This window comes from Clostridium sp. AF37-5, assembly GCF_003477605.1.
GTDB lineage: Bacteria > Bacillota > Clostridia > Lachnospirales > Lachnospiraceae > Eubacterium_F.
Map to the genome: position 1 here is coordinate 1 of NZ_QUDR01000010.1, position 22,983 is coordinate 22,983.

Sequence of the window (22,983 nt, forward strand, 5' to 3'; positions counted from 1 at the left end):
CTGCGCTACATAAAAGAAACAACGGAAGAAAATGAAGATGCATGTTTTGGACACATTATAAAAAGTGTGAAAGAGTGCAGGGAAGGAGACGATGAGATTATGAAATACTATAGTTCACATGAATTTTTTGAGGAAGGAAAAAAAGAAGGCTTAGAGGAAGGAAGGGAAGAAGGAATAGAACAAGGAGAAAAAAGAACACAGAATAGCATTATCAAAAAGATGCTGTCTATGGGGCAGCCATTAGAATTTATCAGCGAGTGTACCGACAAACCGGTAGAATATATCCGTGAGATAGCGACTGAGGAACCAATGCTTGTGAGAGAAGAGAATACCTATGGTAGATATAATAAAAAAAAGAGTGTGGAGTGATGGGAGACAATTGTTCGCGCCGGTTTCTACGGAATTACAGAAAACAAAAAACATTTATCACAACCCAAATCACCAACAAACCTTGACTTTTTATCAAAATTCTCGTATGATATTGAAAGAAATGTAGTGCAGGAGAGGAGTACACAAGTGGCACTGACAGAGAAGGAAATTCATTGGCTGTAAGATTTCCCCGGAAAAAACTTGTGGAAGGTAGCTCTGAAACAGCGGTTCTGAATGTGGCAGATACGGCCAGTAGGAACTGACGGCTTGTCCCGTTATAGACAAAATGAGGAACATGGCAGTTATGCTGTGTTTGAAAAAAGGTGGTACCACGGCTGTTAGGTCGTCCTTTATGATGCCGTGGACAATGAGGATTTTGATGACTTGTCGAAAACGGCAGGTCTTTTTTGATGTTGGTTGGCAGATGCCCCTGGCATCTAGTTTGATGAATGGAGGTTATGAAACAGAATGAAAAAGGAACTGGAAAAGACATATAATCCGGCGGATATCGAAGACCGGTTATATGCAAAATGGGTAAACAAAAAATATTTTCATGCAGAAGTTAATGCAAACAAAAAACCTTATACGATTGTGATTCCACCACCGAATATTACCGGTCAGCTTCACATGGGACATGCGCTTGATAATACGCTGCAGGATATCATTATTCGTTCTAAACGTATGCAGGGATATGAAACTTTGTGGATGCCTGGAACAGACCACGCATCAATTGCAACCGAAGCCAAAATTGTTGAGGCAATGAAAGAAGAAGGACTCACAAAAGACGATATTGGCAGAGAAAAGTTTTTGGAGCGTGCATGGGCATGGAAAGATAAATTCGGCGGACGAATTGTATCGCAGCTTAAGAAAATGGGCTCTTCCTGTGATTGGGACAGAGAGCGTTTTACGATGGATGAGGGCTGTAATAAAGCAGTTAAGGAAGTTTTTGTAAATCTTTATAATAAAGGTTTGATTTACCGTGGGGAGCGAATCATCAACTGGTGTCCACACTGCCTGACTTCGATTTCTGATGCGGAAGTAGAGTATGAAGATCAGAAAGGACATTTTTGGCATCTGCGTTATGCGTTTGCGGATGGAAGCGGTTATATTAATCTGGCTACAACACGTCCGGAGACACTTCTTGGTGATACAGCAGTAGCCGTGAATCCGAATGATGAGCGGTATAAAGATTTGGTTGGGAAAAAACTGATTCTGCCTCTGGTACACCGAGAAATTCCGTTGATTGCTGATGATTATGTAGATATGGAATTTGGTACCGGTGTCGTAAAAATCACGCCGGCACATGACCCAAATGACTTTGAGGTTGGACTGCGCCATGACCTGCCGATTATTAATGTGATGACAGACGATGCTAAAATCGTGGATGAATATGAGAAGTATGCGGGCATGGATCGATATGAAGCAAGAAAAGCCATCGTAGAAGATTTGGAAAAAGAGGGCGCTCTTGTAAAAATTGAGGACCACGATCATAACGTAGGAACTTGTTACCGTTGTGGAACAACAGTAGAGCCGCGTGTATCCAAACAGTGGTTTGTAAAAATGAAACCACTTGCTGGTCCGGCGATTGATGCGGTAAAAGAAGGAAAAACAAAATTTGTTCCGGAGCATTTTAATAAAACGTATTTCCACTGGCTTGAGAATATCCGCGACTGGTGTATTTCCCGTCAGCTCTGGTGGGGACATCAGATTCCGGCATTTTACTGTGATGACTGCGGTGAATTGGTAGTAACCAAAGAAAATAGTGCAGTATGTCCGAAATGTGGCAAGCCGATGCGTCAGGATCCGGATACACTGGATACGTGGTTTAGTTCAGCCCTTTGGCCATTCTCAACACTTGGATGGCCGGATAAGACGGAGGAGATGGATTATTTCTATCCGACGAACACATTGGTAACCGGTTACGATATCATTCCGTTCTGGGTTATGCGAATGATGTTCAGCGGACTTGAGCATACAGGACAGGTTCCGTTTGATACGGTACTGATTCATGGACTTGTGCGCGATTCCCAAGGTAGAAAAATGAGTAAATCACTTGGCAACGGAATTGACCCGCTTGAGGTGATTGATAAATATGGTGCCGATGCGCTGCGTCTGACACTGGTAACCGGAAATGCACCGGGAAATGATATGCGTTTTTATTGGGAGCGTGTTGAGGCGAGCCGTAATTTTGCCAATAAAGTATGGAATGCTTCCCGTTTCATTATGATGAATTTTGACCAGAATGAAGATGTCGATTATGAAAATGTAACCGCAGATGAGCTGACTCAGGCAGATAAGTGGATTCTTTCCAAGGTGAATACACTTGCCAAGGATGTTACTGTATTGATGGATTCCTTTGACTTGGGAATTGCCGTTCAGAAAATTTATGATTTTATTTGGGAAGAATTCTGCGACTGGTATATTGAAATGGTAAAACCACGTTTGTACAACGATGCGGATGAAACAAAAGCAGCAGCTTTGTACACATTGAAAACTGTTTTAATTGATGCACTGAAATTACTACATCCGTATATGCCGTTTATCACAGAGGAAATTTATTGTACACTTATGGGTGATGAAGAAATTTCCATCATGGTAAGTGAATGGCCAAAGTATAAAGAGAGCCGTAACTTTGCTGAGGATGAGGCAAAAGTTGAGCGAATTAAGGAAGCAGTAAAAGGCATCCGAAACATCCGCGGTGAGATGAATGTGCCACCAAGCAAAAAAGCATCGGTTATCGTTGTTTCAGAAAAAGAAGAAGTGCTAAAAATCTTCGAGGAAAATAAAGTATTTTTTGCAACGCTTGGTCTTGCCAGTGATGTGACACTGCAGTCGACGAAAGAAAATATTGGCGAGGATGCGGTTTCTGTTGTTATTGCGGATGGAACTATCTATATTCCGTTTGCAGAATTGGTTGACATTGACAAAGAAATTGAGCGTTTGAAGAAAGAAGAAAAGAAACTTACCGGCGAAATCAAACGCTGTGAAGGTATGCTTGGTAATCCGAATTTCGTAAACAAAGCACCGGAGAAAAAGATTGCTGAGGAAAGAGAAAAATTAGAGAAATATAAGGGAATGATGGAACAGGTTAAGGAGCGTTTGGCGCATTTTACAAAACCGTGACGTAATTTGTGAAGGAAACTTATGTTTTGTCGAAGGATTCTCGTATTTCCTACTTGCTTTTTTTACTCAAAATAGGTATTATGAATACCAAAGGGAATGCGTGACAGTGAAAGAGCAAATAGGAGGTACGAGAATGCTTAATTTTGAGGAAGAACTTGAAAAATTTCAGCCGAGCATGGACATCGAGAAAGTCGAAGATGTTGTTTATCATAATAATTTAGCAGATGTGACAGATATTGTAAAAGAGTTGATACAGGATGCTAAAGGAACATTGTGATGAAAAACAGGAAGGGGTTATCAAAGATGAGATGTCCAAGATGCGACGCTAATGTGAGCGACACAGCGACACTCTGCACATTTTGCGGTCAGAATCTTTCGGTGATTCATTATATTCGCAGAGTATCCAATACTTATTATAATCTGGGATTGGAAAAGGCGAAAGTGCGTGACTTATCAGGTGCGATTGTTGTTTTGAAAAAAAGTTTAGAGTTTAATAAGAAAAATACCAACGCAAGAAATCTCCTTGGGTTGATTTATTATGAGATGGGTGAGACCGTAGCAGCTTTGAGCGAGTGGGTGTTGAGTAAATACCTGCAGGCCGATGACAATGCAGCGGATTACTATATTAATACGATTCAGAAGAATCAGACGGCACTGGATGCGACAAATCAAACGATTAAAAAGTATAATTCTGCATTGGCGGCAGCACAGGCAGGAAATGATGATTTGGCAATTATCCAATTAAAAAAAGTAGTGAGTCTGAATCCGCATTTTGTGCGTGCACAGCAGCTGCTTGCATTATTGTATATTCATGACAAAGACTATCATAAAGCAGCAAAATGCTTAAACCGCGCCAGGCGAATTGACTTTAATAATACGACAACACTGCGCTATATGCAGGAAGTTGGTGACTTAGCTGCTTCCTCAGAGAAAGAGTTAGTGAAAAAGCCGTCAAAGAAAGACCCTCTTTCGAATGTAACCCCGGTGGGTACTTACAAGGAAGAAAAGCGGTCGTTAATGCCGGTTATCTATGTGATTATCGGTGCCATTGTCGGACTTGCCGTAGCGTTTGTTCTGCTTTGGCCGACGATGAAAAACAGCGGAAGTGGAGAAGGCTCACATATTTCAGATACAAATGACCAGTTAGCCGTGCAATCTTCCCAGATTTCCGGATTGAAGAAAGAGAAGGAACTTTTGCAGGAGCAGGTTGACAAGCTGCAAAAACAGATAAAGGATGCGGATTCGTCTGCACAGAAACAAACGGCAAGTTATGAAAAGTTATTGACAGGAGTCAAGGCTTATCTTGCGGATGATAAGATTCAGGCAGCAATTGCCGTGGCGGACTGCAAAAAATCCGATTTTGGAAGCAGTGAAGCAAAAGAAATTTACACAACCATTCATACCGTGACGGATGCACAGATTCAAGCCCTTTTAAATGAAGGAAAGCGTACGGCGTATACGTCTTATGATGGAGCGATTGCAATTTACCGCAATGTGCTGAAACTGAAACCAAAACATCAGGATGCGATGTACCAGATTGGTTATTGTTATCAGAAAAAGCAGGATAACAAAAAAGCAAAGAAGTGGTATCGAAAAGCAATTAAGGTAGATCCAAACAGCGCGATTGCGAATAAGGCAAATAACTATTTGCAGCAGATTGAGCAGCAAGGTACACAAGGACAATAAGAATAAAAGAACGAATGAGAAGACCTATAGAAGAAAATTTCTATGGGTCTTTTTCAAATGATTAAAAAAAGGAAGGAAAGAAAAAAATGGAGCAATTTTCAATGGAGCGAACGGGCTCTCAGCTTGTGTTACACATTTGCGAGGAATTGGATCATCATACAGCAGGACAAATCAGCAAAGTAGTAGATTTACAAATAGAGAAGGGAAATGTCAGGACATTAATATTTGACTTTTCGGGTATAACATTTATGGACAGCTCAGGAATTGGCATGGTAATGGGAAGACATCGAAAAATGAATTTTTTAGGAGGAAGAACTTTTGTGACCGGAATTGGAGATAATGTTGACCGCATTTTTAGAATGTCGGGGCTTTATCGGATTATTCCTAAATATCAGGAAAGGACGGAAGTTTTATAATGGAAAAAACGGAGATTATGTTTGAATTTGACAGCAATTCGGAAAATGAAAGTCTGGCGCGGACGGTTGTTGCCGCATTTTTAGCAAGGCTTGACCCGACCTTAGAAGAACTTGGTGATGTCAAGACAGCAGTTTCCGAGGCGGTTACAAATGCCATCATTCACGGATATGATGGCAAGCCGGGGAAGGTTAAGATACATAGCTGGATTGAGGAAAATACCATATGGATTGAAGTGGCAGACCAAGGTGTTGGAATCGGTGACGTAAATCGTGCCATGGAACCGTTGTTTACGACCAGACCGGAAATGGAACGTTCCGGAATGGGCTTTGCTTTCATGGAAGCTTTCATGGATGAGCTGCATGTGGAGTCACAGGTGGGGCAGGGAACAACGATTCGTATGAAGAAAAAAATTTATAGTTCATTTATTTTGTCATAAGGGAGTCTGCCAATGGAAACCATAGAACTAATTAAACGTTCACGAGCAGGGGATAAATTGGCAAGAGAACAAGTGATTAAGGCGAATATGCCGTTGGTATACAGTATCGTGAAGCGATTTGCGGGAAGAGGATATGATGCCGAAGATTTGAGCCAGATTGGTGCAATTGGTTTGATTAAAGCAGTCGATAATTTCAATGTGAATTTTGAAGTGAAATTTTCTACTTATGCAGTGCCGGTAATTAGTGGTGAAATCAAACGATTTTTACGCGATGATGGAATGGTCAAAGTCAGCCGGACATTAAAGGAAAATGGAATACGGATTAAGCGTGCAGCTGAAATGTTGGCCATTCGACTGGGGCGTGATGCGACGTTAGAGGAACTAAGCGCAGCAACAGAATTGGCAAGAGAAGATATCGTAATGGCACTTGAAGCCAGCAGCGAAGTGGAGTCTCTGCATAAAACGGTATTTCAAAAAGAAGGAAGCGAAATTCTTCTTATGGACAAAATTCCATCGAAAAAAAATGAATCGGAGCATATTGTTAATCAAATCTTGTTAGAGCAGCTTTTGGGTGAGCTTGGCGAGAAAGAGAGAAAATTGATTGAACTACGCTATTTTGAAGATAAAACACAAACACAGACCGCAAAACTTTTGGATATGAGTCAGGTACAGGTCAGCCGTTTGGAAAAGAAAATTATTGGCTCGATGAGGAAACATTTTGTATGTCGCAGTCATGAATAAAAATATAGAAAATGGCAATGGTAATACCGAAAGGAAGTGTTTGTATGAAAAAAGCAGGTATTTGTACCATTGTCATTCTTGTATTTGCGGCATTGGCGGTCTGGATTTACCGCTCGGGTAATCACGATGAGAAAACACCGGTACAAGGAAAGGGAACATTGGTGAAGGAGTATAAAGAATGGAAGAGATACTATATGTAAAAATCGCGCAGAATATCCCGGTTGCAAAGCGTCAGGTTACATTTCATGATCTGGCAACTTTACATTGTACGAATAAAAAAGTTGTACAGGAATTAAATCAAATGGTGTTTTATACGCTGCCCGCTCATGGCCCGCAAAAAACGATGTTCACGATTGCGAAAGTATATGAGGTGATTCATCAGAAATATCCGAATTTAAAAATTGAAAATTTGGGCGAACGTGATTTTGTTATTGATTATGAAAAGCCGGATGAAAAGGAGAAACAGAAAAAGTGGGAATATGTACGGACTATTTTTGTTTCTTTTACCGTTTTTATGGGAGCAGCTTTTACCATTATGACATTTAACGAGGATGTCAGTGTTGCGGATGTCTTTGACAAAGTATACCGTCTGGTGCTGGGGCAGGAAAAACAAGGCGGTTCCATCATTGAGATTTGTTATGCTATTGGTTTGCCTGTGGGAATTCTCGTTTTTTATAATCATTTCCGCAGGAAAAAAATTAAGGATGACCCGACACCGATTCAGGTTGAAATGCACACATATGAGGAGCAGGTAAACAAAACACTGATTGCGGCAGCATCAAGGGAGGGAAAAACGATTGACAGTGATTCAGTATAGCGTTCTCATTCTGATTGGTTTGGCGAGCGGTTTTGCTGTCGCATCGGGAATATTTGCATTTATTACGATGCTTGGCATTATACCGAGACTGGCGGCAAGGACGAAAACGGCAAATCATGTGGTGTGGTATGAAACGATGATTATAGCGGGCGGTGCATTGGGAAATATTTGGATTGTGTTTGAAATTCCGATGCCGCTGACTTCGATTTTTTTGGCGGTTTATGGGCTTTTTGCAGGTGTATATGTCGGATGTCTGGTAATGGCACTGGCAGAAATGCTGCGTGTAATTCCCATTTTAGTGAACCGTCTGCAAATTAAAGAAGCGTTTTATCTTATTCCGCTTGCAATTGCAATTGGGAAAATAACGGGAACTTTATTTCAATATTTTTATTAAGGCTAAAGGAGCAGAAAATGAATCAGGATAATATCGACATTCAAGAGGTTTTACAGGAAAAGGAACAGAAAAAGAAGGATGAAAAGTATAATGCTTACGTAAAAAATCACACGCCGAAAAAGAGCTGGTGCCTCAATTTACTGAAAGCATATGCGATTGGAGGATTTATTTGTGTCGTAGGACAGGCTCTTTCGAATGCTTATATGAGTTTGGGGATGGAAAAAGAAACAGCGGGATTATATACGACATTATCGCTGATTTTTCTCAGTGTGCTGTTTACCGGTTTGAATTTATATCAGAAGCTTGCCAATTTTGCAGGTGCAGGAACGATTGTACCGATTACCGGATTTGCCAATTCAGTAGCCGCACCGGCAATTGAATTTAAGGAAGAAGGATGGGTATTTGGCGTTGGATGTAAAATTTTCACGATTGCCGGACCGGTTATTTTGTATGGTGTGTTTTGCAGCTGGGTGCTTGGTGTAATCTATTGGTTTGGAACGATTCTCTGACACAAACAAAGCAACGGAAAACATTGAAAAAAAATCTCATTTGTGCTATCCTTAATACAGTTGCGCAAGCAGCCAATTTTGATACTATCGGGGGAAATTATTATGTACAAATATGATCCAAAATCGAGTATCGCAGATGAATTTATTAACGATGCAGAAATTTTAGAATCACTGGCATATGCCAGAGAAAATAAGGCAAATAAACAGGTAATTGATGCGATTTTGCAGAAAGCACGCGAGATGAAAGGAATCAGCCACAAAGAGGCGGCGGTTCTTTTGGAATGTGAATTGGAAGAGGAAAATAAGGAAATTGAAAAACTTGCAAAAGAGATTAAAGAGCGGTTTTATGGCAAGCGGATTGTAATGTTTGCGCCACTTTATTTATCCAATTACTGTATTAACAGTTGTGTGTACTGTCCGTATCATGTAAAAAATAAACATATTGCAAGAAAAAAACTGTCGCAGGAAGAAATTAAGCAGGAAGTAATTGCGCTGCAGGATATGGGGCATAAGCGTCTGGCGATAGAAGCGGGCGAAGACCCGGAGAATAATCCGCTTGAGTACATTTTGGAGAGTATTCGTACGATATACAGCATTAAGCACAAAAATGGAGCGATTCGTCGTGTCAATGTAAATATTGCAGCGACTTCTGTTGAAAATTATAAGAAACTCAAAGATGCAGGGATTGGAACTTATATTCTGTTTCAGGAGACTTATAATAAAGAAGCTTACAAAGAACTGCATCCGGCAGGGCCAAAAAGTGATTATGCGTACCATACAGAGGCGATGGACCGTGCCATGGAAGCTGGGATTGATGATGTAGGCTGCGGTGTTTTGTTCGGCCTGGATAAATACCGATATGAATTGGTTGGTATTATTATGCACGCAGAGCATTTGGAGGCTAAGTTTGGTGTTGGACCGCATACCATCAGTGTGCCTCGTGTCTGCCCGGCTGATGACATTGATCCGGAAGAATTAAATGCCATTCCGGATGAAATCTTTGAGAAGATTGTATCGGTTATCCGCATTGCGGTGCCATATACCGGAATGATTGTTTCAACCCGTGAATCGAAGGCAACGAGAGAAAAAGTATTAGACCTTGGAATCAGCCAGATTAGCGGTGGTTCCCGCACAAGTGTGGGCGGCTACGTTGAGGAAGAGCCGGAAGAAGAGAATTCCGCTCAATTTGATGTGTCCGATAGAAGAAGTCTGGATGAGGTTGTGAACTGGCTGCTTGGACTTGGATATATTCCGAGCTTCTGTACGGCTTGTTACCGGGAAGGACGAACCGGTGACCGGTTTATGAAATTATTGAAATCGGGGCAGATTGTAAACTGTTGTCAGCCAAATGCTCTGATGACACTTAAGGAGTATTTGGAGGACTATGCTTCTGCGGACACGAAAGAAAAAGGGGAAAAAGTGATTCGGGAGCAGCTGGAAATTATTACAAATCCGGTAGTGAAAGAGAAGGCAAAAGAGTATATTGCAAATATTCATGAAGGCAAAAGAGATTTCCGATTCTAGTGAATCAATCGAAAGGCACTTGGTGTTTTAAGTGCCTTTCGGTCAAAATAAAGGAGGTAGCATTTGTTTTATAGTATATTGGGTAAAGAGAAGTGTGAGGATTCGGAAAAAATCAGTATTTTTACGGATTTTAATTTGAATGTGTGCATTTCTTACATGAACAATTTGGTTAAGGGATACGATTTACAAAAATTGTATGAGAATATTCCAAAAGAATCTGAGACAACAAAGTATCGGAGAAAAATCACCTCAGATATGCAGAATGAGGCAGTTTTCAAGGCGTTTGACAGGTATGCAAAGCAGGTGGCGAGGGCAGTTTCTTATGAGAAAAAAAGCACTTACAGTAATCTGATTTATCAAAAGCAGAAATGGCATTTAGATTCCCTTCTTATTTACATACAGGCAGTTGAACAATTATTGGATGACTTGAAAAGGCAGCCGTCTTATTCGGATGCAATGGAAGAACTTGTTTCCTATCTTTGTGAGGTGACAAAAAGCGAAGCGTTTGAAAAGGGCAAAGAATTGGCGGAAAATCTGCATCAGTCGATGGAAGAAACGAAAATGATATTTTCCCTTCAAAAAAACAAGGTTGTGTGGGAAGAAAAATCGGAGGGCAAATTTTTTGCAGAGAGAATGGCAAAGGCCTTTGCTGCCGCCAAAAAGCCGGGGCAGGCAGTGAATGTAAACAAGGAAACAGAGCTTACGTTGCTTGAGAGAAATCTAGCGGAGCGGCAGATTAAGAGACAAAACTGGGATGGTATGTTAGAAACACTGTTACAGATTCAGATGGATGAAAAACTGGTGCAGTTAGCGGAGGATGTGCAGTATTATCTTGGTTTTTTCCTGCTTGTACGGGACATGAAAGGAAGAGGTTATTCATTTTGTATGCCAGAGGAAACGGAGAAACTGGAAGTGAAGCAGGGATATGATCTTGCCCTAGCTCTTCGCAGTGAAAAGGAAGTGATTGCAAATGACTGTAATCTGCAAAGAGATGAGAGGTTCTTTGTAATTACGGGAGCCAATGGAGGTGGTAAGACGACCTATGCACGCATGGTTGGACAAATTTTGTATTTTGCAAAAATGGGTCTTTTAGTTCCATGTGAAAAGGCAGGTGTGCCAAATTACACAACGATTTTATCGCATTTTTCAAATGACGAATCGGAGATGTCCGGAAAAGGAAAGTTAGTGGAGGAATTAACCCGCTTAAAACCGATGATGCAGGAAAAATGGAGTGGAAGTTTTGTGATTTTGAATGAGCTATTTACGACAGCGGCAACGTGGGATGCCGGTATTATGGGGCAGAAAGTGCTTGATTATTTCATGTCGCATGACTGCTATGGAATTTATGTGACACATATCCAGTCGCTTGCGAAAGAGAGGGATGGGTTAGTGAGTCTGGTTGCGGAACTGGCAGATGACCATCATACGCGTTCTTTCAAAATAACAAGAAAACCGGCGAGTGAGGCAGAATATGAGGATTCACTGATTACCAAATACAATATGACCGAAAATCAGATGAAGGCGGTGATAGGACATGAAGATTGAATTTTTTGAGGAGACAAATTTTTCGTATCGGAGAAAGCAGGACTTGGAAAAGGACTTAAATCTGCACTGGATTGCCAGAAATATGGCAGGTGACAAAGTAGGTGACATTCCCGCTATTTTGCAAGTTCTTCAGCATCCTCTTACGACGGAAAGTGAGATTGAAAAAAGGCAGCAGGTTGTTATGGCTGCCTGTGAAAAGGCATCGGTAACATATCAGCTGCGGGACCGGATTGTTTCGCTTTCGGAAAATCTGACCCGTGGACTGCATGCGATTTTAGACAGCCGCGGTAAACATTTGATGGAACAGACGATGATTGGTGTGCATGTAGAAACAATTCGGGAATTGGTGCAGGGACTTTCTGAGATTTCGCAAATGGGAGCGAAAAATCCGGAGATTTTCAAAGAGACTGCATTTAACTATTTTTATGACAGTTTTTGTGAGGCAGAGCCGGCCGAAAGATTAGAAGAGCAGCTTGCACTGGTGCAGAATCTGGATGCTTTTAAAGGAAACGGAGAAATTGTGCTGGAGGGAGCAATTGGGGAAGGATTTTCCCTGGAAAATGTGGAAGTTGTTTCCGTATGTGACAAGGCAAAGCGGGCAGGAAGCGGTATTTTCTCAGGAAAGAAGGGGCGCGTAATTGCCAGTGAGGAAGTTTACCAGAGCGGTGTTCAGTTTGCCAACCGGGTTGTCCTTGAGTTATTAGAGCAGTGTTCGCCGTTTCTGCAGCAGTGGGAGGAGATTTTACAGACGCTGTCAAGGCAGATTATCTTTTTGGCGGGCTGTGCGAGAATGTATGAGCGTGGTTTGTCGGCTGGGTTTTATTTTTGTATGCCAAAAGCTTGTGAAGAAGAGGCAGAAAAATTATATGAATTGGCACTTGCTTTGCAGAGTATGGAGCAGCCAATTCCAAATACTGTGAGTTTGAAAGAACAACGGGCCCTTATCGTGACGGGAGCTAACCAAGGCGGAAAATCAACCTTTTTGCGCAGTCTTGGTATTGCGCAGGTGCTTTGTCAGGCGGGAATGTACGTGCCGGCAAAGAAATATCCGCTTTATGCGTATGAGGATATTTTCACGCATTTTACCAGACGCGAAGATGCAACGATGAACATGGGTAAATTTGAAGAAGAGTTAAAGCGTATGGAGCAGATTTTACGTGGGGCAAAGAAAAATACGCTGATTCTTTTGAATGAATCGTTTGCGACTACAACAGAAGTGACGGCTTACCAGATTGCAATGGATTTAATGCATACTTGTCTTTCGGAGGCGGTAACGGTATGGATGGTGACTCATATTACGAAATTTGCAAAAGAATTGTATGGGGAACACCCTGAGAATGTATTGTTTTTGTCGGCGGGCAGAACGGAAGAAAATGAAATTCGTTTTCAAATGTATGAAAAAGTGCCAGGCGACACAAGTTATGGCCTGACACTTTATGAACAAATGATTGGAAAAATAAATTAGCCCTGATATAAGTTTCTCTTATCAATGACGCGGACTGCTTTTCCTTCGCTGCGTGCGATGGTTTTCGGCTCTACTAAAGTAACTTCAGCTAAAATACCAAGCATGGCTTTCAGACCGGATACTAATTTTTTGCGAGCCAGATCGCGGTTGAAGGAAGCGTCAGCTGCCATGACCGGAGTCATTTCTACCTGAACTTCAATATTATCACTGTTTTTAGCACGGGTAACGATAATCTGATAATTTGCCGGGAATCCCTGATTGATTAATACCGTTTCAATCTGTGAAGGGAATACATTGACACCTTTTACAATCAGCATATCATCACTTCGTCCCATTGGTTTTGTCATTTTTACATGAGTACGTCCGCAGGAACATTTCTCGCGGCTTAATATACAGATATCACGTGTACGGTAGCGGAGAAGCGGAAATGCTTCTTTTGTAATACTGGAAAATACTAATTCACCTTTTTCACCGTCCGGAAGAACTTCACCGGTCTCCGGATTGATAATTTCGGCAATAAAGTGGTCCTCATTAATATGCATGCCGCTCTGTGCTTCACACTCAAAAGCAACACCCGGTCCGGAAATTTCGGTCAGACCATAAATGTCATAAGCTTTGATGCCAAGTGACTGCTCGATATCGTGGCGCATTTCTTCTGTCCATGCCTCTGCACCAAAGATGCCGGCTTTCAGTTTAATCTGATCTTTTACACCACGTTCTTCGATGGTCTCTGCTAAATAGGCAGCATAGGATGGTGTACAGCATAAAATAGTCGAACCTAAGTCTGTCATAAACTGAATCTGACGGTCTGTATTACCGGAGGACATCGGAAGTGTCAAACTTCCTAATTTATGAGAACCGCCATTTAATCCAAACCCGCCGGTAAATAAGCCATAGCCATAACTGACATGAACTACATCTTCTTTTGTACCGCCGGCAGCAACAATCGCGCGGGCACAGCAGTCTTCCCATAAATCAAGGTCGTGCTGGGTATAGAAAGCTACAACACGGCGTCCGGTCGTTCCACTTGTTGACTGCATGCGGACACAATCTTTTAAAGGACGTGCCAAAAGTCCATATGGATAAGCATCTCTTAAGTCATCCTTTGTAATAAAAGGAAGTTTATGTAAATCATCAATCGATTTAATATCGCCTGGTTCAAGACCTTTGTTCTGCATGCGTGTGCGGTAGTAAGGAACGTTGTCATAGATGTTTTTTACCTGCTTTACCAAACGCTCATTTTGCCATGCGCGAATCTGGTCTGCGGATGCACATTCAATTTCTTTTTGAAAATAGTTTCCCATTACATTAATCCTCCATTTTGTAAATATCTTTTTCATGTAAGTACGAATGTCGTTTTGTCATTTTGACCTAAGATTCATTTTACATGAATCTATATAAAAAAGCAAGGTGCTCCACGAATGAAGCACCTTTTGTTACAACCCTTTTAACTTATATAACTTTTATTCAAAAATTATTTCATTAACAATCGATTATAACTTTGTTACGTTTGCTGCCTGAGGACCTTTCTCGCCATCGATAACTTCGAATTCTACTTCGTCGCCTTCATCGAGAACTTTGAATCCGTCCATCTGCAGAGCAGAAAAGTGTACGAATACGTCATTTCCTTCTTCATCGGAGATAAATCCGAAACCTTTTTTGGCATTAAACCATTTAACTGTACCTTTCATGTGTTTTGCCTCCTAAAAATATAATTTAACACCCTTTAACAATAGCACATTAGGAAACAAAAGTCAAAGAGTAATTTTGTAGTAAGTTTCGTTGGTTTGCAAGTACCGGCAAGAAGCTTCCGGTGATTCCCCCAAAATAAATTTGCAACGATTGCGCTTCAAATACGTAGGTATCTGGCATGTGTAGTTTACATGCCGATACCCTTACGCATTTTGATAAGCGGGAGCGGCGCAAGAGATGCAGATTTATTTTAGGGGAATTTGGAAAGTGAAAAAACCACTCAAATTTTTGACATTCCCCCGCCAAATGTGATACTGTATAAATATCTGAAAAAAGATAGAAAATAAGAAGAAAAGAATAGATTGGAGAGTCGCGATGAATGTTTCAAATTGCAGCGCATACGAGTTAATTGAAGAAAGCAAAATATCGGATTTAAACAGTACAGGATATTTGCTCCGCCATAAAAAGAGCGGTGCCAGAGTGGCAGTTTTGGAAAATGATGATGAGAATAAAGTGTTTAACATAGGTTTTCGGACACCGCCAAAGGATTCGACCGGAGTTGCCCATATTGTCGAGCATACGGTGTTATGCGGCTCAGATAAGTTTCCGGTCAAAGACCCGTTTATTGAACTAGCAAAGGGTTCCTTAAACACATTCTTAAATGCGATGACTTACCCGGATAAGACAGTTTATCCGGTGGCAAGCTGTAATGACAAGGATTTTCAAAACCTTATGCATGTGTATCTGGATGCGGTTTTTTATCCGAATATTTATAAAGAAGAAAAAATCTTTCGTCAGGAAGGATGGCACTATGAATTAGAGAGTGTGGATGGAGAACTGATTTACAATGGTGTGGTATTTAATGAGATGAAGGGTGTATTTTCATCAGCGAAACAATTGTTAGACCGTAACATCCAGCAGTCGTTGTTCCCGGATACGGCATATGGCGTGGAGTCCGGCGGAGACCCGGCATCAATACCGGATTTGACCTACGAGGATTATCTGGCATTTCATAAAAAATATTATCATCCATCGAATAGTTATCTGTATTTGTATGGAAATATGGATATGGAAGAAAAGTTAAACTGGATTGATGAAAATTATCTGAGCCATTTTGAGAAAATTGAAGTGGATTCCGAGGTGCGGCTGCAAAAGCCATTTGCCGAAAGAAAAGAGGAGTATGGTTTTTATTCGGTGACGGAAGGGGAGGACACCGAAGGAAAGGCATATTTCAGTTATAATACCGTGTGTGGCGACGGACTTGACAGAAATTTGTACCGGGCATTTCCGGTTCTTTCCTATGTATTAGTGCAGTCGATTGGAGCACCGTTAAAACAGGCTTTATTGGACGCGGGCATTGGAAATGACATCAGTTGTTATTATGAAGAGAGTGTCAGACAGCCGTTTTTCTCGATTATTGCGAAAAATGTAAAAATGGAGCAGAAACAGCAGTTTATTACTGTGATTGAGACTGAGTTGAAAAAAATCGTCAAAGAGGGATTGAATCAGCAGTCACTGCTTGCGGCAATCAACGGATATGAATTTCAGTACCGGGAGGCGGATTTTGGAAACTTCCCGAAAGGGCTTATGTATGGACTTCAGATTTTTGACAGCTGGCTGTATGATGAAAATAAACCGTTTATTCATATTCAGGCAAACGATACATTTACATTTTTGAAAAAGCAGGTTGGCACAGATTATTTTGAAAAAATCATTGAAAAATATCTGCTTAAAAATCCGCATGCGACATTTGTCAGTGTGCAGCCAAAAGTGGGCTTGACTACGCTTATGGAAGAGGAAGAAAAGAAAAAGCTGGCAGACTATATGGAAACTTTGAGCGATGAACAGAAAGCGGCACTCGTGAAAGAAACAGAGGAACTCAAAAAGTATCAGGAGGAGCCGACTCCTTCGGAGGATTTAAAATGCATTCCGCTTCTTACGAGAGAGGATATGAAGAAAGAAGCGCAGCCATTTAAAAATGAAATGAAAGAAATGGTGGGAGTTCCGGTTTTGCATCATGATATTTTTACGAATGGCATTGAGTATTTTCGCTGCTTTTTCGATGTCAAAGATTTGGAAGAGTATACACCGTATTTGTCACTTTTGAGCGAATTAATTTCGGCTATGGATACGGAAAAGTATACGAAACTGGAACTTAGTAATGAGATTCTTTTGCATGCCGGCGGTATTTCGACAGATTTGGTTGTGTACGCGAACCGTCATAATGACGATTACCGGTTTTTATGGGAGATTAGTGGAAAAGCATTAACCGGAGAGACGGAAAAGGTGTTTGACCTTTTGGCGGAAATGCTTACCAATACAAAGCTTTTCGATGAAAAACGACTGTATGAGATTATTGCGGAGAGCCGCTCGATTAAGCAGTCATCGCTTTTGTCGGCAGGACACACAACAGCGGTTGGCCGTGCGATGGCATATATGAAAAAGAACGCATATCTTACGGAATATATCCGAGGAATTGCCTACTATGACTTTTTGTGCGATTTGGAAGAGCATTTTGATGAGAGAAAGGAGAATTTGATTTCTGTTTTACAGGCATTGGCAAAGAAGGTTTTTGTAAAGGAGCGTCTGTCTGTCGATTTAACTTCTGGCAAAGAAGGCTTAAAACCGCTTGAAAATGGACTTTCACGGTTGATTGACCGGTTGCCGGATTCTGCGGAGGAAAAACTTCTAAAACCGGAATATTCGATGAAACCGATTGTAGGAAATGAGGGATTTAAGACGGCTGGAAAAGTGCAATATGTGGCACGGGTCGGAAATTCTTCGGAAAAAGGAATTGCTTACAACGGTGTCAATAAGGTATTAAAAACAATTCTTGGATATGATTACTTGTGGAATGAAGTCCGTGTCAAAGGCGGCGCCTATGGTGTTATGTGTGCTTTTACAGATTTGGGAAATGGGTATATGGTATCGTACCGCGACCCGAACCTTGCAGAAACAAATGAAGTATTTGAAAAGGTACCGGCTTATCTGGAAGCTTTTGATGCTGATGAGCGCGATATGATGAAATATATTATTGGTACGGTTAGTGAGTTAGATACGCCATTAACACCGAGAGCCGAGGGACGGCGTTCGAGTCAGGCATGGCTTACCGACATTACCTTTGAGCAGATTCAAAAAGAGAGAGATGAGGTGCTTTCGGCAGACTGTGAACAGGTTCGCGAGGCTGCAAAAATGGTTTCCACGGTACTTAGTGATGGATATATTTGTGCAATCGGAAGCGAAGGAAAAGTGGAAGATGCAAAAGAGTTGTTTAATGAAATACGTGTTTTGAATTAGAAAGAAAATGGAGGATAAGATGGGACAGGAATTTAAATCAGGTTTTGTTACGTTAGTGGGCAGACCAAATGTGGGAAAATCTACGTTGATGAATCAAATGATTGGTCAGAAAATAGCGATTACTTCAAATAAACCGCAGACTACGAGAAACCGGATTCAGACGGTGTATCATGATGAGCGCGGACAGATCGTTTTTTTGGACACGCCGGGTATCCACAAGGCAAAAAATAAGCTTGGTGAATATATGGTAGGTGTGGCAGAAAAAACATTTTCAGAAGTTGACCTTGTTCTCTGGCTTGTCGAGGCAACAACATTTATCGGCAGAGGCGAGCGCTATATTGCAGAGGAGTTAAAACAGTCCAAAGCGCCGGTTATTCTTGTCATGAATAAAATTGATACGATTAAGAAAGACGAACTGTTAGAATGTATTGCTGCTTATAAAGATATGATGGAATTTGCAGAAATTATACCGGTTTCTGCGTGGACGGGCGAAAATGTCGATGAACTTATTACGACCATGTTTTCTTATCTGGAAGAGGGACCGGCATTTTACGATGAGGATACGATTACGGACCAGCCGGTGCGCCAGATTGTGGCGGAATTGATTCGCGAAAAAGCACTTCGTCTGCTTTCGGATGAAATTCCACACGGAATTGCTGTTGCCATTGACCAGATGAAAAACAGGCCGGGAAAAAGAAATTTGATTGACATTGATGCTACTATTATCTGCGAGAGAAGTTCCCATAAGGGAATTATCATCGGAAAACAGGGCAGTATGCTCAAACGAATTGGAACCGATGCCAGAAGGGAAATTGAAGAATTTTTGCAGGCAAAGGTAAATCTGAAACTTTGGGTTAAGGTGAAAAAAGACTGGCGTGACAGTGATTTTCTTCTTAAGAATTTTGGCTATAAAGAAAAAGACTGATTACCAATATGTGTTAGCATAGCCGGTTTGGAATCGGGATATCCTATTGCTAGGGTGTAAAGCAATTTACATCCGGACAAAAGTATAAAAGCCGCAAAAGGACTGCGGCGAGGAGGAACGCAATGGGAAATGAAGCAAACTGGAATACATTTACACAGACGGGGAAAGTGTCTGATTATCTGGCGTATGTGAGGGAAGAAAAAGGAAGAAACGGATGGGAAAATGCAGCAAAGGAAGAGAGGGGAACACGTGAAAGAGAGAGTGACAGGAATGGTGCTTTCGGCAGCTACCATTGGTGAATACGACAAACGTGTTGTCCTTTTGACGAAAGAGCGGGGGCGCATCTCCGCCTTCGCCAGAGGGGCAAGGCGCCCCAGAAGTCCGCTGTCTGCTGCAACGGAACCGTTTACCTTTGGGGAGTTTTTTATTTATAGAGGACGGGATTCTTATAGCATAGAGCAGGTTGAGGTGGAAAATTATTTCCCGGAATTAAGGCAGAATCTGGAGCATTTATATCTGGCACTTTATTTTTGCGAGGTGGCAGATTATTTTACGAGGGAAGGAATGACAGCGAAGCATGAATTGAATCTTTTATATTTGTCGCTGCGGGCGTTATCGGTGCCTTCTCTGCCGGAAGAACTGGTGCGTTACATATATGAATTCCGGATGTTAGCGATTGCCGGGGAGGCACCGCGTATTTTTGAGTGCATAAGGTGTGGGAAAACGGAAAATCTGCACCATTTTTATGTGGGGGATGCGGGCATTGTCTGCGATGAATGCCACGACGGAAAGACCGGTATTTTGTTGTCGGAAACTGCTATTTACACTTTGCAGAGGATTCTCTCCTCGCCGCTTCAAAAACTGTATACTTTTTCGGTCAGCGAGGCAGTGCTTTTCCAGCTAAAAGAAGTTGTCTCACGATATTTTAAGGCGCACACAGACCGTGTGTTTCACTCACTGGATATGTTGGATATAGAATTTTGATTCCTTATTTTTACCACTTACAAACGAAATAGAACCACTTACGGAAAATGGGTTTACAATCCATTTTCTTTTGCTATAATGGCATTACACACGAAGAGGGAGGCGATTATGAAGATTACCATTGAGTTGGATGAGAATCTGCCGGATGATGAAATAAGGATTCACTGCCGCCGGATGACTGAGGAACTGCAAAAAATTCAAGAGGCATTTGCATCCGGTCATACGGAGACAAAACGGCTGGTTCTTTATCAGGGAGATTTGGAGTGTTATGTGGATGTTTTGGATATTTTGTTTTTTGAAACCGAAGGAACAATAGTTCAGGTTCACACAAGAGATGAAATATATGAGACGAAACAGCGGCTCTACGAATTGGAGGAGATTCTTCCAAATCAATTTCTGCGTGTTTCCAAATCGACGATTGCCAATGTGTCGGAAATTTATTCGCTGCAAAAGAGTAATCTGTCGACAACGAGCTGCGCGGCATTTCGAAATTCCCATAAGCAGATTTTTGTATCCAGACATTATAGCAGAGTATTAAAAGAAAAATTAGTAGAAATGAGGATGAGATGATGAAAAAAAATTATTTTTGGGGCGTATTTTTAATCTTGGCGGGTGCCTATCTGGTTGTGAGCCAGCTTGGATACCTTCCGGCAGTAGGCGTATTTTCACTGTTGTTTACCGTTGTATGCATCGCCGTTATTGTGGCGAGTATCCCACATGTTCACTTTGGCGGAATTTTATTTCCACTTGCTTTTATCGCAATTATCTACGATAAACCGCTTGGAATCACGGCAATCACGCCATGGACGGTTTTACTGGCAGCCCTTCTTTTGACGATTGGCCTGCACCTGATCTTTGGGCGTTTTCGGAAAAAAATAGTCCATCGCGGGCACTCTAAAAAAAGAGATGAATGGGACGAAGTGAAGGGTGAAAAACTCAATGGTGACGAACTGGATATTTCGTCAACTTTTGGCAGTGTCATCCGCTACATCACATCGGAAGATTTTCGCTATGCGGAAATAGATGCCAGTTTTGCAGGGGTTAAGGTGTATCTTGACCAGGCAAGAATCCCATCGGGAAATGCAACAATAAACATTGATTCATCATTTGCCGGTGTCGAACTTTTCGTGCCAAAAGAGTGGCAGATTGTGAACCATGTAGAGAGCAGTTTTGGTGGAATTGATGAAAAAAATAACAGAAACGGCGAAGTCACGGCAACACTCACATTAGAGGGAAGCAATAACTTTGGTGGAATTACGATTTACTATGTGTAAGCAAAAGACCGTAGTTTCGCATGAGGGAATCTACGGTCTTTATTGCTCTGCTCAGCATCATTTCCCCATTTGAGAAAATTATTTGCAGGAAATATTCCATGTTGGCCTTTGAGAATTCTGGTAATTCACTAAGAAAAGATTTGCATCGAGTGGGTTTTGAGTGCGTCAGCAGGTGGCACTGGTAGTTTCAGTGCCCCTGCTGTTACGCAACTCAACCAGGCGGGAGCCGTCCCACGAGATGTAAACTTTTCTTAATGAATTACCGGAAACCTCAAAAACTACCATCCATATAGAATATCCCCCACAAATTATTTTACTTGCAAAAACATCGCTAAAATAGTACAATATTGAGAGAAAATGAAAGCAATGGAGGAAGACGATGGAAAAGACAATGGACAAAATCGTTGCACTGGCTAAGAGCCGTGGATTTATCTATCCGGGTTCTGAGATTTACGGTGGTTTAGCGAATACATGGGATTATGGAAATCTCGGTGTAGAATTAAAAAATAATGTAAAAAAAGCATGGTGGCAGAAGTTTATTCAGGAGAATAAATACAATGTTGGTGTGGACTGTGCGATTCTTATGAATCCGCAGACATGGGTAGCATCCGGACACCTTGGCGGCTTTTCCGACCCTCTGATGGATTGTAAAGAGTGTCATGAGCGTTTCCGTGCAGACCAGTTGATTGAAGAGTTTGCAGGAGACAATGACATTGAATTAGATGGTTCTGTAGATGGCTGGTCCAATGAGCAGATGGAACAGTTTATCGAAGAACACAAAATTGCATGCCCAAGTTGTGGAAAACACAATTTTACGGAAATTCGTCAGTTTAACCTGATGTTTAAAACATTCCAGGGTGTAACCGAAGATGCAAAAAATACCGTATATCTTCGTCCGGAGACGGCACAGGGTATTTTTGTAAACTTTAAAAATGTACAGCGTACGTCGCGCAAAAAAATTCCGTTTGGTATTGGACAGATTGGTAAGTCATTCCGTAATGAGATTACGCCGGGTAACTTTACATTCCGTACCCGTGAGTTTGAACAGATGGAACTTGAATTTTTCTGTGAGCCGGGAACGGATTTGGAGTGGTTTAACTACTGGCGTCAGTTCTGTATCGATTGGCTGCAGAGCCTTGGCATCAAAGAAGATGAGATGCGTGCGCGTGACCATTCACCGGAAGAACTTTGCTTCTACAGTAAGGGAACGACAGACCTTGAGTTCTTGTTCCCATTTGGCTGGGGCGAACTTTGGGGAATCGCAGACCGTACAGATTACGATTTGACACAGCATCAGAATACTTCCGGCGAGCCGATGGAATATTTTGATGATGAAAAACGTGAGAAATACATTCCTTATGTAATTGAGCCTTCACTGGGAGCAGACCGTGTAACACTTGCCTTCCTTTGCAGTGCTTATGATGAAGAAAATATTGGAACGAAAGAAAAACCGGATGTTCGTACGGTTCTTCATTTCCATCCGGCATTGGCACCGGTTAAAATTGGTGTGCTGCCATTGTCAAAGAAATTGAATGAGAATGCTGAAAAAGTATTTGAAGAGCTCAGCAAGACTTACAACTGTGAATATGACGACCGTGGTAATATCGGTAAACGCTACCGCCGTCAGGATGAAATCGGTACACCATATTGTGTTACTTATGATTTTGATTCAGAAGAAGATGGTATGGTTACGGTACGTGACCGTGATACTATGGAACAGGAAAGAGTTAAAATTGTAGATTTGAAAGAGTATTTTGCGGATAAATTTACATTTTAGGAGACTTT

The 22,983-nt window shown here is 41.5% G+C and carries 22 protein-coding genes, 1 pseudogene and 1 other annotated feature; of the genes and pseudogenes, 21 read left to right on the plus strand and 2 right to left on the minus strand.

The window, feature by feature from the left end; translation table 11 throughout:
- The 14 genes and pseudogenes from DW019_RS15020 to DW019_RS07895 form a co-directional block, all read left to right on the plus strand.
- Positions 1-369 (plus strand): annotated as a pseudogene (locus tag DW019_RS15020) (hypothetical protein); the annotation flags it as partial.
- 117 nt (positions 370-486) lie between these two features.
- Positions 487-723: a binding site (T-box leader), on the plus strand.
- A 114-nt stretch (positions 724-837) separates the two neighbouring features.
- Complete coding sequence (locus tag DW019_RS07845; RefSeq protein WP_022376527.1) at positions 838-3,492, plus strand: valine--tRNA ligase; 2,655 nt, start codon at positions 838-840, stop codon at positions 3,490-3,492.
- Positions 3,493-3,625: 133 nt separating this feature from the next.
- Entirely contained in the window at positions 3,626-3,769 is a 144-nt protein-coding gene (locus DW019_RS15025) for a hypothetical protein (protein ID WP_022376526.1), read from the plus strand.
- Between the two features lie 26 nt (positions 3,770-3,795).
- Positions 3,796-5,178 (plus strand): zinc ribbon domain-containing protein, encoded by a 1,383-nt coding sequence (locus DW019_RS07850; RefSeq protein WP_181975041.1) that lies wholly within the window; start codon positions 3,796-3,798, stop codon positions 5,176-5,178.
- An 86-nt stretch (positions 5,179-5,264) separates the two neighbouring features.
- Entirely contained in the window at positions 5,265-5,594 is a 330-nt protein-coding gene (locus DW019_RS07855; RefSeq protein ID WP_243024127.1) for an anti-sigma factor antagonist, read from the plus strand.
- Positions 5,594-6,031 carry an anti-sigma F factor gene (gene spoIIAB / locus DW019_RS07860; protein WP_118443018.1) on the plus strand — a complete coding sequence of 146 codons (438 nt, stop codon included), beginning with the start codon at positions 5,594-5,596 and terminating at the stop codon, positions 6,029-6,031. The genes DW019_RS07855 and spoIIAB overlap by 1 nt, the downstream gene beginning before the upstream one ends.
- 12 nt (positions 6,032-6,043) lie before the next feature.
- A complete protein-coding gene (locus DW019_RS07865) occupies positions 6,044-6,772 on the plus strand; it encodes a SigB/SigF/SigG family RNA polymerase sigma factor (RefSeq protein ID WP_117479569.1) in 729 nt (242 codons plus the stop codon).
- Between the two features lie 44 nt (positions 6,773-6,816).
- Positions 6,817-6,972 (plus strand): hypothetical protein, encoded by a 156-nt coding sequence (locus DW019_RS15030; protein ID WP_022376521.1) that lies wholly within the window; start codon positions 6,817-6,819, stop codon positions 6,970-6,972.
- The gene (locus tag DW019_RS07870) at positions 6,951-7,589 is read left to right on the plus strand and encodes a stage V sporulation protein AA (RefSeq protein WP_118443019.1); all 639 of its coding nucleotides are present in this window, start codon (positions 6,951-6,953) and stop codon (positions 7,587-7,589) included. The genes DW019_RS15030 and DW019_RS07870 overlap by 22 nt, the downstream gene beginning before the upstream one ends.
- Positions 7,576-7,983 carry a stage V sporulation protein AB gene (locus DW019_RS07875; RefSeq protein WP_243024132.1) on the plus strand — a complete coding sequence of 136 codons (408 nt, stop codon included), beginning with the start codon at positions 7,576-7,578 and terminating at the stop codon, positions 7,981-7,983. Before DW019_RS07870 ends, DW019_RS07875 begins: the two co-directional genes overlap by 14 nt.
- 17 nt (positions 7,984-8,000) lie before the next feature.
- Entirely contained in the window at positions 8,001-8,492 is a 492-nt protein-coding gene (gene spoVAC / locus DW019_RS07880) for a stage V sporulation protein AC (RefSeq protein WP_118443021.1), read from the plus strand.
- A gap of 102 nt (positions 8,493-8,594) precedes the next feature.
- Positions 8,595-10,016: a [FeFe] hydrogenase H-cluster radical SAM maturase HydG gene (hydG, locus tag DW019_RS07885; RefSeq protein WP_118443022.1), complete on the plus strand. Its 1,422-nt coding sequence runs from the start codon at positions 8,595-8,597 to the stop codon at positions 10,014-10,016.
- 63 nt (positions 10,017-10,079) lie between these two features.
- Complete coding sequence (locus DW019_RS07890) at positions 10,080-11,561, plus strand: hypothetical protein (protein WP_118443023.1); 1,482 nt, start codon at positions 10,080-10,082, stop codon at positions 11,559-11,561.
- Positions 11,551-13,026 carry a hypothetical protein gene (locus tag DW019_RS07895; RefSeq protein WP_118443024.1) on the plus strand — a complete coding sequence of 492 codons (1,476 nt, stop codon included), beginning with the start codon at positions 11,551-11,553 and terminating at the stop codon, positions 13,024-13,026. The genes DW019_RS07890 and DW019_RS07895 overlap by 11 nt, the downstream gene beginning before the upstream one ends.
- Here DW019_RS07895 and DW019_RS07900 read toward each other — a convergent pair.
- Together DW019_RS07900 and DW019_RS07905 are read right to left on the minus strand one after the other, a co-directional pair.
- On the minus strand, positions 13,023-14,330 hold the full coding sequence (locus DW019_RS07900; protein ID WP_022376512.1) for a phenylacetate--CoA ligase: 1,308 nt from the start codon (positions 14,328-14,330) through the stop codon (positions 13,023-13,025). The two genes, DW019_RS07895 and DW019_RS07900, sit on opposite strands and share 4 nt — an antisense overlap.
- A 189-nt stretch (positions 14,331-14,519) precedes the next feature.
- A complete protein-coding gene (locus DW019_RS07905) occupies positions 14,520-14,717 on the minus strand; it encodes a cold shock domain-containing protein (RefSeq protein WP_022376511.1) in 198 nt (65 codons plus the stop codon).
- 376 nt (positions 14,718-15,093) lie between these two features.
- Here DW019_RS07905 and DW019_RS07910 point away from each other — a divergent pair, with 376 nt between their 5' ends.
- The 7 genes from DW019_RS07910 to DW019_RS07935 all read left to right on the plus strand — a co-directional run bounded on the left by DW019_RS07910 (position 15,094) and on the right by DW019_RS07935 (position 22,975).
- A complete protein-coding gene (locus DW019_RS07910) occupies positions 15,094-18,015 on the plus strand; it encodes an insulinase family protein (protein ID WP_118443025.1) in 2,922 nt (973 codons plus the stop codon).
- A gap of 19 nt (positions 18,016-18,034) precedes the next feature.
- Entirely contained in the window at positions 18,035-18,940 is a 906-nt protein-coding gene (era, locus tag DW019_RS07915; protein WP_022377010.1) for a GTPase Era, read from the plus strand.
- A gap of 122 nt (positions 18,941-19,062) precedes the next feature.
- Complete coding sequence (locus DW019_RS15035; RefSeq protein ID WP_022377009.1) at positions 19,063-19,239, plus strand: hypothetical protein; 177 nt, start codon at positions 19,063-19,065, stop codon at positions 19,237-19,239.
- Entirely contained in the window at positions 19,190-19,924 is a 735-nt protein-coding gene (gene recO / locus DW019_RS07920; protein WP_243024128.1) for a DNA repair protein RecO, read from the plus strand. Before DW019_RS15035 ends, recO begins: the two co-directional genes overlap by 50 nt.
- A 108-nt stretch (positions 19,925-20,032) precedes the next feature.
- Complete coding sequence (locus DW019_RS07925) at positions 20,033-20,494, plus strand: LytTR family DNA-binding domain-containing protein (protein WP_117479588.1); 462 nt, start codon at positions 20,033-20,035, stop codon at positions 20,492-20,494.
- A complete protein-coding gene (locus DW019_RS07930; protein WP_118443027.1) occupies positions 20,491-21,198 on the plus strand; it encodes a LiaF domain-containing protein in 708 nt (235 codons plus the stop codon). Before DW019_RS07925 ends, DW019_RS07930 begins: the two co-directional genes overlap by 4 nt.
- 379 nt (positions 21,199-21,577) lie before the next feature.
- Positions 21,578-22,975: a glycine--tRNA ligase gene (locus DW019_RS07935; protein ID WP_022376617.1), complete on the plus strand. Its 1,398-nt coding sequence runs from the start codon at positions 21,578-21,580 to the stop codon at positions 22,973-22,975.
- Positions 22,976-22,983 lie beyond the last annotated feature (8 nt).